Raw genomic sequence first — 13,203 nt, forward strand, 5'->3', positions numbered from 1 at the left:
CGCCCGTTTTCAGCCCCTCCGCGAGGAACCTCTTATGTCGAAGTCCCTGTCCCGGCGCATCCAGGCCCTTCCCCTGCTCGCGGCGATGTTCGCGGCCTCCACGGCGATGGCGGAGCGGGCTGAAACCGGCCGGGAATACGTCTTCACGACCGTGGATAGCTACACCGTCCAGCTCGAAGGCACCATCGAGATAACAGGTGTGCTCCAAGGCGAGGCATCTCCCCGAACGCTGACCTTCTCGGCGCCAAACAACACCCAGAACAGTGCGGTGGCGTACCGCGACCGCTGCGACCGACTGGCCCTGCTCGCCATGACCAAACCTGGCGCCTACCTGTTCACCACGTCGTCGGGAGGCAGCATCAGTTACCACCAATTCGCCTGCAACCTGACCCGCGTCCCCTAGCACCGCACGTCGATGGCACGAACGGCGCCCATGGGGACAAACCGAAAGACGTGGCTGGTGTTGACGCTGACCGTGGCGGGACTCCTCGCGGGGTGTTCTCCGGAAGCAGGCCCCACGGAAGAGGACGCGGACGGGGACGGGGTCGCGGACGCGGTGGACTGCGCGCCCGGCGATGCGAGCCGGTGGCGGCTCCTGGAAGGCTCCGTGGACGATGACCGCGACGGTGTGGGCGCTGGCGCGATGCGCGAGGTCTGCGCCGGCGAGCGCCTCCCCGAAGGCTGGAGTCAGCAGAGCGGCGACTGCGCTCCGGGCGACGCGACCCGCTGGCGGGAGCGGGCCGGGCTCTATCCTGACCAGGATGGAGACGGAGCGACCGCGGAAGGCCCGGTGACGGGCTGTGTGGGAGAGCCGCTCGTGGGCTACCGCGAGCAACCCGGCGCGCCGGACTGCGACGACAACGACCCCCGCTTCGCCGCCTCCACCCAGCTCTGGCCGGACGCGGACTTCGACGGCATCGGCAACGGCGAGCCCATCTCCCACTGCGCGGGCAGGGACCTGCCCCGGGGCTACGCGGCGGTCGACGGCGACTGCGCGCCCGACGACCGCGCGCGCTCGACGTGGCGCGACTACGCCCACCGGGACGCGGACGGCGACGGCTTCACCGTGCCCGAGGAAGGCCGGGTCTGCTCTAGCATGACACTGCCCGCCGGCTATGCCCTGGAGGCGCGCGGCCTGGACTGCGACGACACGAACGCCGCATGGTGGCAGGAGCGCACCGTCTACGCGGATGTGGACGGAGACGGCTTCGGCAGTGGTGCCCCCGTCATGCGGTGCACGGGCCGCACGGCGCCTCCCGGCTACGCGCTGGACTCCGTTGACTGCGCGCCGGAGGACGCCACGCGGTGGCAGTGGCGCTCTTATGCCCACCGGGACTCGGACGGTGACGGCGACACCGTGCCCGAACAGGGCGTGACCTGCAGCGGCGCGGAGCTTCCTGCGGGCTACGCCCAGTGGCCCACCGGTCATGACTGCGACGACCGCGATGCCACCGTCATGGTGACCTGGCACGTGTACTCCGACGATGACGGGGACGGCTTCGGCGCGGGCACGCGGCAGACCTTCTGCGCGGGCCGGCAGATTCCCTTTGGGTACTCGGCGGTGAACACCGACTGCGACGACACGGACACCCACCGCTGGAGGTTCCTGGCCTACTCGCACCGGGATGCGGACGGGGACGGCTTCACCGCGCCGGAGGCAGGCACGGTGTGCTCGGGCACGGCGCTGCCGTCTGGCCATGCCACCTCGCCTCGAGGGAACGACTGCGACGACGCGGACCGGAGCGTCCACACCACGGTCCAGGGATGGACGGATGCGGACGGGGACGGCGTGGGCGCGGGAGACGCGGTCGCGCTGTGCACGGATGGCACGGTGCCCGCGCCGTGGTCGGCCCAGGGGACGGACTGCGCGGCGGAAGACGCGGCGCGCTGGCGGCAGGTGGTCTACGCGCATGTGGACCGGGACGCGGATGGACACACCCAGCCCGAGGCCGGAACCCTGTGCACCGGTGCGTCACTGCCCTTGCCCTACTTCACCCAGGCCACGGGCAATGACTGCGATGACACGGACGCCGCGCGCTACCGGAGGGTCGTTCTCTACCCCGACGTGGATGGCGACGGCGTGGGGACCTCGCCCCGCACGATTCCCTGCATCGGCGCACAGACGCCCCTGGGCTTCTCCCTCAAGGGCTACGACGTGGACGACTCGGACGCGTCCATCCAGGAGGACCCCGAGGACGACCTGATGGTGGAGCTCATCCTCGACTAGACGCAGACGCTGGCAACGCCAGATGCCATTTGAATTACAATTCCCAGTCGGCGACAGGTGGCTGCCACAGGCACTCTTCCGTGTCGAAGGCCTCCACCTCCGGCCCGAGGAGTGCCTCCCCCGCACACACTGGAGTCCCGCCGATGCGTCTCGCAAGAACGTCATGGCTCTGGGCCATCCTCCTGGCCCTTTCCGCCTGCACCCCTGACAGTCCCGCCCCCACGTCCGACGCCGGCACACAGCCACATGACTCCGGGACACAGCTCGGCCGCGTGACGGGGCAGGCCCTCCTCGAAGGGGAGAGCCACCATGAGGGCACCACTGTCATCCTCTCCGGCGTGAGCGACAGCGTGACCACGGACGCTCAAGGCCGCTTCACGTTCGACAACGTCCCCGCGGGAACGCACACCGTGGCGGCCCATCGGAGCAACTACGAGCAGGCCGGGGACACGCTGGAGGTCCAACCGGGTCAGACGACGTCGGTCGACCTGTCACTGAGCCGCCGCCAGGAAGCCCTGGTGCTCGAGGCACCCGCCCTCACCGTGCAACGGGGCCACCTGAAGCTCACCGGCTCTGGCTTCGGCGAGGCGCGTGGCACCTCCCGCGTCTCCATCGGCGGCGTGGACGCCGAGGAATACCTGTCCTGGTCGGACACGGAGGTGGTGGTGCGCGTGCCGGGGAGCCTCGTGCCCGGCGAGCAGGAGGTCGTCGTCACGCCTGGCGTGGATTGGAAGCCCGCCGCCACCGCGTCGCTGCGGGTGCTCCGGCAGCGGACCCTCGCGCATGCGGCCAACTGGGGCATTGGCGTCCTGCCGGACAACACCGTCACCGTCTGGGGCTCGGCCGACTCCCTGAATGATGTCACTCCGACTCCCGCGGGGCTTTCCGATGTCGTGAGTGTGGGCGCGGGGATGGCCTTCGCCGTGGCCCTGCAGGCAGATGGAACCGTCGTCAAATGGGGAGGCCCCGACCCCGTCCCGGTGCCCGCGGGCCTGTCGGACGTGGTGGACATCAGCGCGAGCGGAGTCCTGGTCCTCGCGCTCAAGCGGGATGGGACGGTCGTGGCCATCGGTGCGGAAATCGACCAGCAGACGCATGTCCCTGAAGGGCTTCAGGACGTGGTCGCGGTGTCCGCGGGGGCGTACCACGGCATGGCGCTCAAGGCGGACGGCACCCTCACCGTCTGGGGGCAGGACGTGTTCGACCTCCTCGTCGTCCCGGCGGGCCTGGACGACGCAGTGGCCATCGCCAACACGAGCAGCAGCGCACTGGCGCTGCGGTCGGACGGGACCGCGGCCGTCTGGGGATTTGGCGCGGCGTACTACGACCTCGCGCTCACCCCGGACCTCAGCGACGTCGTGGATGTCGCGGGAGGCGAACACCACTACATGGCGCTCCGGTCCAACGGCACCGTCGTCGCCTGGGGGAACAGCGCCTATGGCCAGACGACGCTCCCCGCGGGATTGACGGATGTCGCCGCCGTCGCGGGCCAGGCCTTCAACAAGAGCCTGGCGCTCCGGCGCAACGGCACCATCGCGGCCTGGGGAGACACCACCTCTGCCTGGAGCCTGCCTCCGCCGGGCCTGGTCCTCCGCGTCCCTGCCCGGTAGCCCCCAAGCCGCGCCTCCGGCTCCCCACCTCGGGAGCCGGAGTGACAAGTATTCCAAGGAATACAGGTTGCACATGGAGCCATGCGGAGGAACACTCCGGCATGCTCGCAATCCAACGGAGAGACGCGGCGATGACAGCTCCCGTCCAGCTCGACGCGCCCGACATCCAGGACGTGGTGCGGAGCCGGACGTTGGGGCTGGCATATGTCGGCACGGTGCTGGTGGTGGCGCACAACGCGCAGCCACCGGCCCCCGACGACTGGGCGCGCTACTGCGAGCTCATCGCGCGTCACCAGGGCACGGCCACCGGGCAGCTCGTCCTGGCCGAAGGGCCCGGGCCCAATGCCACCCAGCGACAACAGGCGCTCAACCAGGTGCCCAAGGACTACGTCATTCCGCCCACGGCGGTGTTCACCGAGTCCCCACTGGTCCGCGGCGTCGTGACGCTCTTCAACTGGTTCACTCCGCGGGCCATGCGCGCCTTCGTTCCGGGGGACGTCCCGGGCGCCGCGCGGCACCTGGGCTTGAGCGAAGAACAGGTGCAGCGGCTGGTGGACATCGGCAAGACGGTGCGGCCGGCACTGCAGTGACGCGCACCGGCTACGGCTGGGTGCCCTGCTGGATGCGCAGCTCCCGGATGCCCTTGAGGATCCGGGGCGCCGTCAGCAGCATGTTCTGGTTGAGGAGCTTGCCGTCCACGGGGATGCAGCTTCCCGACACACATGCGGTGTACGCGGGGCACGGTGACTCGCACTGGAAGGACTCCGGCGACACCTGGCAGGTCTCCGAGCAGTAACCGGAGAGGCAGGCCTCGTGCCGCATGCACGGCTGTCCATCTGGAAGCTGGCACAGCCTCGTCGCGCCACACTGCGTGGGCGAATGACATTCGGCGTTGCTGTCACAGCGTCCGTCATCGCGGTTGCACTTGCGCTCCGCGTTGCAGAAGAAGCTGGCGCAGTCGCGGTCGTTCTCGCAGGCCTCTCCCGGCTCGAGGAGACAGACGGACGAGCCCAGCACGTCGGCACACGTCAGCGCGCCCGGGCAGTCCTCCGGGGAGGCGCACTCCTTTCCCAGCGGCACCGTGCACCCCACGCCGGGCTCACAGAAGCCGGTGATGCACTGGGAGCCCGCCTCACAGGGCTGGCCTTGCGAGGCCAGGCACACGCCCCCATCGAGCTGCTTCGCGCACGTCAGCCCCTTGCCACAATGCCCATCCGGACAGGGCGCCCCAGGGCTGGGCTGCCGCGCCCTGTCCGCGGCGAGCAGGGAGGCCACCGTCCCCAGTAGGATGAACGTCGCCACCGCCATGACAGCCCAGTTCAAGGGGAACGCCCTCGCGGCGGGCGGCGAGGAGGCCACCTCGACGGTGACGGAGGGACCCTGTGCGAACCGCGCGTCGGGGCTGTCGCAGTCCTCCACTCGCAGGTGGAAGGTGAAGTGACCCGGTGGCGTCCCCGCTGGCACGCGGAGCCGGATGAGGATTCGCTGCGCGCCCGTCGGAGGAAAGTCGCGCTGGGTATCGCCATCGATGAAGAGCCACTCGCGCCGGGCGCCTGCGTCAGGCACCACCGAGAGGCGCGCGCGCACGGGTGCACGCGAGGCGTTGATGACGTGGAAGACGGCCTCCCCCGTCCCGCTGGGGGACAGACGAAGGGTGTCCGTGACTGCGGAGATATCGAAGACGCGAGACATCGACCTGCTCTCTTGGAGGACCGTGCGGCATTGAGCGAGTCAGGCCAGCGCTCCCGCCTCAAGCCCGGCGGTTCCCCCATCGCCCGGCCTGTCGCGGAAGGCTGTCCGTTCCATCATTCGCCTCGACGTCGCGTCCCCGCGGTGGCCACGGGTGGAGGCTCGCTCCGATCCCAGTCCTCCGTCGTGGCCGCCCGAAGGCCCCGAGCCGCCAGGCTCAGCGCATGAACCGCGAGCAGCTCTGGCCCCACGCCCCACGCATCAGGCGCTGTCGTCTCCTGCCCCGGGCTCCGCGCAGCAAGCGCAGCAGGGACAATCGACACCCGCCCTGCGTCCCACGCGTCGAGCGTGGCGGAGACAGTCTCCTCCCCCCCTGCGCCCCACGCATCGGAGACACCGGGAATGGAAGCCACAGGGCCCACGCTCCACGCATCGGGCGCACCGGAGACGGACGCCTTCAGCCGCGCGCTCCACGCATCGGGGAAGGACGCCTCGGGCGCCATGCCCCATTCATCAATCCAGGACGTCTCCAGCGTCCCGTGAGCAGGGTTCGGCGCGGTGGCACTCGGTGACGCGGGAGCGCGCTCGGCGCCGCGTGGCGTCTCCTCGGAGGTGACAGACGACGGGTGGCTTTGCGGCATGTCACTCCTCCTTCAACGGCAGGCGGATGAGCAGCGGCTGGGGCTCGGCGGCAAGCACCTCCGGGTCCAGCTCGAGCAGCTCCCCCTTGGCGCGCACTTCCAGCCGTCCCAGCGTGGCCACGGGGGGCACGCTGGGAAAACGGAAGCAGCCCTTGGCATCCGTGCGCGTGGTGAGCTTCAGCGTGGGCAGCTCGACGAGCGCGCCCGGAATCGGCACGTCCCCCGGGCCGACGACACAGCCCAGCAGCGCCTCCGCGGGCGTCGGCGTGGCCTGGGGCGTGGCGGGAAAGAGCACCCGGTGGATGACGGGCATCGCGCGCTCCCGCCGCACCGGGACGCGCAGGCGGAAGCAGGGACGCGGCGCGGTCCTCAACCCGGCCCACACCGTGGTGGGCACCGGCGTGAGCTCCACCTCGAAGTCCGCCTCCTCCATGGCCGCGAAGACGAGCTCACCCAGCAGCCGGTGCGCCCGCTCCGGGGACTCCGCCCCCGCGGTGATGAGGTAGCAGACCGAAATCTGCAGCGGCACGCGCCCCCCGCCCCCGCTCCGGACCGAAGGCGCGGGCCCCAGCTCCAGCAGGTACAGACAGACGCCTCGCTCGAGCGATTCGCGGTCCGGCACGCCCAGGAACACCGGGACATCACCGGCAATGCGGCCCACCCACGCCTTCAAACGTTGATCGACTTCGTCGATCATCCGGACCCCCCGTCCTGGGCCGGTCGACCTGGGCCACTCGCAGCCCGGTGCTTTCCGGACTTGCAACGTGTCACCGGCTTCCAGGTGCAGGTATTGACCGGCGGGGCGGAGCGACGTCCGGCCTTCAACAACCCCCGGCAATCGCAGGGAAAAAGAAGGTACACAACTCCCGGACGTCTGGGACGGATAATTCCAGGACGCGCCACCCCCACGCGCACCGGGATTCCTCCACCATGGCCACGAAAGTCAGCGACAGCCCGCGTCCTCTCCCCTCACTTTCGCCGCGCGCCGCCGTGGCGAAGGACGCCCGGGCCCCCGAGTCCCCGGCGAAGCCCGCCAGCGCGCCTCCCGGCTGGAACGCGGACCGCTTCGAGTCGTCAGCCCGCGCGCCCCGGCCGCTCGTGTGCACCGTGCCCACGCCGCCGCCCACCGCGCCGGTGGAGCCGGCACCCGCGCCGGAGCCGGAGGTGGACAGCGTCGCGGTGGACTCGGACCCGATGACGCACATCGCGTACCTGTCCTCGGACGAGCTCCAGGGCCGCGACAGCCCGTCGGCCGGTCTGGATGCCGCGTCGCTGTACGTGCAGCAGCACGTGCAGAAGTACGGCCTCGTCGGCCCCAACACGAACAACCCGGACAACGCCTTCGAGCAGCGCTTCGACGTGTATTCGTTCGCGGGCCGGCCCGGAGTGCGCGGCGAGTCGGGCGAGCGTGTCCACACGCCGAACACCTACGGACACGCGCTGTTCGAGGGCGGCTTCTACCTCGACGACAACATGCCCAAGGAGACGCTCGCGCTGCTCAACCAGAAGTACGAGAAGTCGATGAACGCGCGCGGCCTGCCCCTGGCGCCGCCGCGCGAGGGGGCGCAGCGAAGTGTGGAGGAGCTGCGCCAGCTGGCCTCCGCGTCCGGACAGGCGGTGAACACCATGGCGCTGCTGCCGGGCTCGGGGCCGAACAAGGACGAGGTCATCGTGGTGATGGCCCACCTGGACCACGACGGCGTGGACCGGCGCGGCAACGTCCTCAACGGCGCGGACGACAACGCCTCCGGCAGCGCGGTGCTGATGGCGGCGGTGCCGGAGCTGGCGGAAGCAGCAAAACGCGGCGAGCTGGACCGCTCCGTGCTCTTCCTGTGGACGGGCGCCGAGGAGAAGGGCCTGGTGGGCTCGCAGTACTTCGTGGACCACCCGATTCCGGGGCTCGGCATGGAGGAGATTGCCGGCGTCATCAACGTGGACATGGTGGGCCGCTGGGATGACCAGCGCCTGTCGGTGGTGGACACCAACTCGCGCGGACAGCCCAACTACTTCCGGGAAGTGCTGGACCAGGCGAACGCGAAGCTCGAGGACCCGTTCGACCGCATCAACCGGGACATCAACGTGTTCCGTGACCGGCAGGACGGTGCGTCCTTCGGGCGCAAGGGCGAGGACGTCCTCTTCATGTTCGAGGGCCTGTCCAACCCCAACGGCGGCGGCGACCTCATCCCCGAGTACCACCGGGCCGACGACGACATCGACCTCATCGTCCGCGACAACGGCGGCGAGAAGCCGCGCCGCATCAAGGATTTGATGGTCAACGTCATCGGGCTCGCCGCCAATCGGACGACAGAGCCCTGAATTACCGGCGGCCCATGGCCGCCAATGTCGGATACCAGCGTGGAAGCGGCCTCTTCCCGTCGTCATTTTCCCTGACGCCGCTTCTTTTTCCGCCCGGTCGCGCGAATGATGGCCACCGGGCCGGAACACGCTGGAACACGACATGACGATGGCGACATCCTCGACGAGACGACGAAGGACATTCCTGCTGGGGCGGCACGGCGCGGCGCTCACGTGCGCCCTGGGCCTGGGGGCCGCGACGCCGGCCCTGGCCGACGGGTCGGATACCCCTCACCGCTTTGGCCTCATGCTGGACGCGGGCGCGCCGCACGGCGTGGGCCTGTCCGCGGTGCTGCGGCCGCTGCCGTGGCTTCGCTTGCAAGCGGGCCCCACCACCAACACGCTCAGCTTCGGCTTGCGCGGCGGATTGAGCATCCTGCCGATGCAGACCTTCCTGGCGCCGTCCTTCAACGTGGAGGCGGGGCACTACTTCGGCTCGAACTACAACGAGGTGGTGGACTGGCTGGGAGCGACACCGAGCCGGGCCAGCGCGGCCGTTCGCGACGTGACGTACAACTACGTCACCGGCAGCGTGGGCCTGGAGGTGGGCGCGGCCAGCCGCTTCAACTTCTTCCTGCACCTGGGCCTCAGCTACGTGGACCTGGGCGTGGACGACGCGAGCGCCCTGCTCCAGGACGCCACGGATGACCCGGACATCACCGCGAGGAACCTGTCCGTGCGCGCCACCATGCCCTCCGTGAAGCTGGGCTTCATCCTCTACTTCTTCTGAGCCAGGAGCCTCAAAACCATGCGAACGACTTCCTTCCGCATCCTGCTCCTCTCCAGCATCGCGATGCTCACCACCGGCTGTGAATCCCTCTTCTTCATCGAGGCCGAGGCCGAGGAGATCTGCAAGACGGAGCGAGACCTGTCCTTCCCCGCGGCGCTGCCGCTCACCGTCAACGTGGAGCGGAGCATCACCTTCCCGCTGGGCGACTTCGCCGACCCGCTGCCCGAGGACACGGACATCGAAACCGAGCTCCGGCTGCGCCTCTTCGAGGTGACGGCCGACACGGACCTGAGCGGCGTGGAGCGCGCCAACGTCTCCGTGCGCCAGCCGGGCTCCAACACCACCCACGTCATCGGTGAGTACACGCGCACCAGCACCGCGCCCACGCGCACCATCCAGCTCACCAGCACCGGCCCGGTGGACCTGCTGGACCTGGCCCGGCAGCCCGAGCTCGAGTTCATCTTCGACGCCCGGGGCACGCTGCCTTCCGAGGACTGGACCGCCTCGCTGCGCGCCTGCGCGGGCGTGAAGGCGCACGCCAACTACTTCGACCTGGTGTTCTAGGCCGTCCCGCGGTCAGCGGAGCCCGGAAGCCGCCACCGCGCGCTTCCGGGCCTCCACGGGCACCGGCACGGGCTGTTCGACGGGCGCGGGCTGCTTGGACGCGGGAGGCTGCACGTTGAGGAACTCGCGCCGCGTGCCCAGGACCAGGTCGAAGAACGGGTGCGTCACGCACCAGTTCGCGTTCTGGTCCTTGCCCATGTGGTGGTCGTAGTGCCACGGCAGGTGCTCACGCGCCCACTTCGGGTCCAGGTGCGCGCGCCGGTGGACGAAGTAGTAGTTCGCCGCGCAAGCCCACACCGTCCCCACGAAGAAGGGCGCCACCGGCAACAGCGGCGCGTGGGCCAGCGCCAGCACCGCCAGCCCCATCAGCTCCTTGGTCTGCGCCGACCAGCTCCACAGCGAGCGCATGTACTGGTCATCCACCATGTCGTGGCGCCGCGACTTCTGGTGGTGCTCGTGCCAGTGGAAGCTCCAGAAGCTCTTCCGGTTCTTCCCCAGGCCGTGCAGGACGGACCTGTGAAGGACCCATTCACCGAAATTGGAGTAAACCCAGCCCAGGGGGATGCCGATCATGGTCGCCTCCGGCGAAGCGCCCGGCCGGCGCTTCGCTGCCCATAAATGACTATTTGGTCACTCTTTTTCTACCGCGCAATGGACTGGAGCGCACGGCAATGGCGAGCCGGGATGGCACGCGGGCGGATGACGCCCAGGAGACGGGCAAGCCGCCCGCACGGCCCGGAGGCCGCCGCGAGGCCCACCGCCGAGAGCGCGAGCAGGCCCTGGAGGACGCCGCGCTGAAGCTGTTCCTGGCGCGGGGCCTGGATGGCGTCACCATCGACGACATCACCCAGGCGGCCGGAGTGGCCAAGGGGACGTTCTACCGGTACTTCGACGACAAGGCGGCGCTGGTGGACGGCCTGCTGGAGCCGGTGCGCCGCGAGCTGCTGGCCGGGCTGGAGACGTGCGGCCACTCCCTGGCGGAGGCGCGCAACGTGGAGGCCATGTTCGACGCGTACCGCGCGGTGGCGGCGGTGATTGCCAGTGCCCTCCTCCAGTACCCGGGCGTGGTGCGGCTGTACCTCCAGGAGTCCCGGGGGCCCGCCGTGGGGGCGCGGACGAAGGTGGCGGAGCTGGCGCGGCTGGTGGCGCGTCACGCGGTGGACATCACGCAGAAGGCGCACACCAGCGGGCTGCTGCGCCCCATCCGTCCGGCGGTGAGCGGACTGGCGGTGGTGGGCGCCGTGGAGCGGCTGCTGCTGGCGGTGCTGAGCGAGGAGGACATCGGCAACCCGCTGGAGCTGCCGGACGCGCTGACCACGCTGGTGCTGGACGGGCTGCGCCTGCCCCCAGAGGTCCGTCCCCGTCGCCGGAAGTTGGACGGAGGCCCCAAGCGCCCCTAAGGGTGGAGGGGTGGGACGCAAGCGGGCGGCACGGCGTGAGGGGATGACGGTGCCCGGGTGGGCGTGGTGGCTGCCGTGCGTGCTCGCGCCGGTGGTGCTGCTCAACGTCGCGGTGGCCTGGTTCGGTAACAGCTTCGTGTCGCCGCTGTCCTTCTCGTTCCTGGAGGCCAAGGCGGGTGCGCTGCGCGCGTATCTGGCGCACCGGCCGTCGTGCCTGGTGGAGGGACACGCGCCCCTGGAGCCCGTCATCGACGCGGCCGAGCGCCGGCACCGCCTTCCCGCGGGGCTGCTGCGCGCGCTGGTGCAGGTGGAGTCGGAGACGCGCGTGCACCGCATCTCCCCGGCGGGGGCCATGGGGCCCGGACAGCTGATGCCCGGCACCGCGGCCATGCTGGGTGTGAAAGACCCGTTCGACCCGGAGCCGGCGATTGACGGCAGCGCGCGCTATCTGGCCCAGCAACTGCGGCGCTTCGGTGACGTGCGGCTCGCGGTGGCCGCGTACAACGCGGGCCCAGGCTCCGTGAATGGCCGCGTGCCACGCAATGGCGAGACGGAGTTCTACGTGCCGAAGGTGCTCGCGGCGTGGGAGCTGACGCGCCCGCCTCCGCCCCGGAAGGCGCCGCCCGCGGTGAAGCCCGTGGCGAAGCCGAAGCCGGTGGCTCCGGCACGCTCGAGGGCACCGGCGTCCGCGGCGAAGGAGCCGAAGAAGCCCGCCGCGCCCGAGGCGAATGGCCGGAGCTGAGGCAGGCGCAGCGCCTTACAGCGCGCGGGCCGCCGCGGGGTCCAGCCACACCTCGACGTCCGGGTGGAGCTGGAGGAAGGAGGCGGGACACCGGGGGGACACCGGGCCCTCCACCATGCCACGCACCGCATCCGCCTTGGCTTCGCCGAAAGCCAGCAGCAGCGCCTGCCGTGCCTGGAGGATGCTGGCCATTCCCAACGTGAGGGCCTCCATCGGCACGCGCGACGGGTCATCCCCGAAGAGCATGAGGTTGGCCTCGCGCGTCTGGCGGCTCAGCCGCGTCCGGTGACACCGCGCGCGCAGTCCGTCCGCCGGCTCGTTGAAGGCCAGGTGCCCATTCGAACCGAGCCCCAGCAGCACCAGGTCCAGTCCGCCCGCTTCGGCCAGCCGGGCCTCGTAGCGCGCGCACTCCGCCTCCGCGTCTTCCACCGCGCCATTCAGGAACTGGATGTGCGCGGGCGACAGGTTGACGTGCTGGAAGAGGTGCCGCTCCATGTAGGCGCGGAAGCTGCCCGCGTCGTCCGCCGACACACCCAGAAACTCATCCAGGTTGAAGGTGCGGACCTGGGCCCAATCCAAACCGCCGCGTGTGAACAGTTCCACCAGCTCCCGGTACACGTTGAGCGGCGTGCGCCCCGTGGGGAGCCCCAGCACCAGGGAGGGGCGTGCCGTCACCGCTCGGGCGATTCGCTGGGCGCACGCGGCGGCGGCCTCCCGCTCGGAATCGAAGACGCGGATGCGCATGGGCCCGGAACATAGGCATGCACCGGGTGCGATTCCAGGTCGCGTGAACCAGGAGGGCCACCCGCTCACCCACGGCGCGCGCTTCGGGAAGGACGACGTTCCAGACCAGGACAGCGAGCTGGTGAAGCGCCACCGGCGCAGCGGCCTGGTGGTGCTGGGCAAGTCGAACACGCCAGAGATGGGGCTGCGCCCCACCACGGAGAGCGAGCTGCACGGGCCCTGCCGCAACCCCTGGGACACCTCGCGCTCTCCGGGCGGGGCCATGGCCCCGCAGCTCCGTGCGGCCGCCTTCGCCTCCTACTGCCCGATGGCCAACACCGCGGGGCTGCCCACCATGAGCATGCCGCTCCACTGGAGCCCGGACGGCCTGCCCGTGGGCGTTCAAGTTCATGGGGCGCTTTGGAGATGAAGCCACCCTGTCCCAGCTCGCCGCCCGGTTGGAGGCTGCCCGCCCCCGGGCCCAGCGTCGTCCGGCGGTGTTCGGGTAGATGGCTGGAAGGT

15 protein-coding genes are annotated in these 13,203 nt (G+C 70.3%); 10 read left to right on the top strand and 5 right to left on the bottom strand.

The window, feature by feature from the left end:
- The first annotated feature begins 34 nt into the window (after nt 1-34).
- The 4 genes from BHS09_RS32780 to BHS09_RS32800 all read left to right on the top strand — a co-directional run bounded on the left by BHS09_RS32780 (nt 35) and on the right by BHS09_RS32800 (nt 4,427).
- Nucleotides 35-403 (top strand): hypothetical protein, encoded by a 369-nt coding sequence (locus BHS09_RS32780; protein WP_237077680.1) that lies wholly within the window; start codon nt 35-37, stop codon nt 401-403.
- A gap of 30 nt (nt 404-433) precedes the next feature.
- Entirely contained in the window at nt 434-2,227 is a 1,794-nt protein-coding gene (locus BHS09_RS32785; protein WP_237079962.1) for a hypothetical protein, read from the top strand.
- Between the two features lie 143 nt (nt 2,228-2,370).
- Complete coding sequence (locus tag BHS09_RS32795) at nt 2,371-3,837, top strand: carboxypeptidase regulatory-like domain-containing protein (RefSeq protein ID WP_237079963.1); 1,467 nt, start codon at nt 2,371-2,373, stop codon at nt 3,835-3,837.
- Between the two features lie 101 nt (nt 3,838-3,938).
- On the top strand, nt 3,939-4,427 hold the full coding sequence (locus tag BHS09_RS32800) for an STAS/SEC14 domain-containing protein (protein WP_237077683.1): 489 nt from the start codon (nt 3,939-3,941) through the stop codon (nt 4,425-4,427).
- 10 nt (nt 4,428-4,437) lie between these two features.
- Here BHS09_RS32800 and BHS09_RS32805 read toward each other — a convergent pair whose 3' ends face one another.
- The 3 genes from BHS09_RS32805 to BHS09_RS32815 form a co-directional block, all read right to left on the bottom strand.
- Nucleotides 4,438-5,529 (bottom strand): hypothetical protein, encoded by a 1,092-nt coding sequence (locus BHS09_RS32805; RefSeq protein WP_140795309.1) that lies wholly within the window; start codon nt 5,527-5,529, stop codon nt 4,438-4,440.
- A 113-nt stretch (nt 5,530-5,642) separates the two neighbouring features.
- Complete coding sequence (locus BHS09_RS32810; RefSeq protein WP_237079964.1) at nt 5,643-6,167, bottom strand: hypothetical protein; 525 nt, start codon at nt 6,165-6,167, stop codon at nt 5,643-5,645.
- Between the two features lies 1 nt (nt 6,168).
- A complete protein-coding gene (locus BHS09_RS32815; protein WP_237077685.1) occupies nt 6,169-6,864 on the bottom strand; it encodes a carboxypeptidase-like regulatory domain-containing protein in 696 nt (231 codons plus the stop codon).
- A gap of 233 nt (nt 6,865-7,097) precedes the next feature.
- On the opposite strand from BHS09_RS32815, the gene BHS09_RS32820 reads away from it, so the two are divergent.
- The 3 genes from BHS09_RS32820 to BHS09_RS32830 all read left to right on the top strand — a co-directional run bounded on the left by BHS09_RS32820 (nt 7,098) and on the right by BHS09_RS32830 (nt 9,816).
- Nucleotides 7,098-8,483: a M28 family metallopeptidase gene (locus BHS09_RS32820; RefSeq protein WP_140799984.1), complete on the top strand. Its 1,386-nt coding sequence runs from the start codon at nt 7,098-7,100 to the stop codon at nt 8,481-8,483.
- A 142-nt stretch (nt 8,484-8,625) separates the two neighbouring features.
- Complete coding sequence (locus BHS09_RS32825; RefSeq protein WP_140795312.1) at nt 8,626-9,252, top strand: hypothetical protein; 627 nt, start codon at nt 8,626-8,628, stop codon at nt 9,250-9,252.
- An 18-nt stretch (nt 9,253-9,270) separates the two neighbouring features.
- Nucleotides 9,271-9,816, top strand: coding sequence for a hypothetical protein (locus BHS09_RS32830; protein ID WP_140799985.1), 546 nt, complete (start codon nt 9,271-9,273; stop codon nt 9,814-9,816).
- A gap of 12 nt (nt 9,817-9,828) precedes the next feature.
- Here BHS09_RS32830 and BHS09_RS32835 read toward each other — a convergent pair whose 3' ends face one another.
- Nucleotides 9,829-10,389: a hypothetical protein gene (locus tag BHS09_RS32835; protein ID WP_140795314.1), complete on the bottom strand. Its 561-nt coding sequence runs from the start codon at nt 10,387-10,389 to the stop codon at nt 9,829-9,831.
- A gap of 98 nt (nt 10,390-10,487) precedes the next feature.
- Here BHS09_RS32835 and BHS09_RS32840 point away from each other — a divergent pair, with 98 nt between their 5' ends.
- Together BHS09_RS32840 and BHS09_RS32845 are read left to right on the top strand one after the other, a co-directional pair.
- On the top strand, nt 10,488-11,216 hold the full coding sequence (locus tag BHS09_RS32840) for a TetR/AcrR family transcriptional regulator (protein ID WP_140799986.1): 729 nt from the start codon (nt 10,488-10,490) through the stop codon (nt 11,214-11,216).
- A gap of 10 nt (nt 11,217-11,226) precedes the next feature.
- Nucleotides 11,227-11,958, top strand: a complete 732-nt coding sequence (locus BHS09_RS32845; protein ID WP_140799987.1) for a lytic transglycosylase domain-containing protein — start codon at nt 11,227-11,229, stop codon at nt 11,956-11,958.
- A 15-nt stretch (nt 11,959-11,973) separates the two neighbouring features.
- Here BHS09_RS32845 and nagB read toward each other — a convergent pair whose 3' ends face one another.
- Nucleotides 11,974-12,702, bottom strand: a complete 729-nt coding sequence (gene nagB / locus BHS09_RS32850; protein WP_140799988.1) for a glucosamine-6-phosphate deaminase — start codon at nt 12,700-12,702, stop codon at nt 11,974-11,976.
- Nucleotides 12,703-12,745: 43 nt separating this feature from the next.
- On the opposite strand from nagB, the gene BHS09_RS32855 reads away from it, so the two are divergent.
- Nucleotides 12,746-13,111: an amidase family protein gene (locus BHS09_RS32855; RefSeq protein ID WP_237079965.1), complete on the top strand. Its 366-nt coding sequence runs from the start codon at nt 12,746-12,748 to the stop codon at nt 13,109-13,111.
- Nucleotides 13,112-13,203 lie beyond the last annotated feature (92 nt).

It is taken from the genome of Myxococcus xanthus (assembly GCF_006402735.1).
GTDB lineage: Bacteria > Myxococcota > Myxococcia > Myxococcales > Myxococcaceae > Myxococcus > Myxococcus xanthus_A.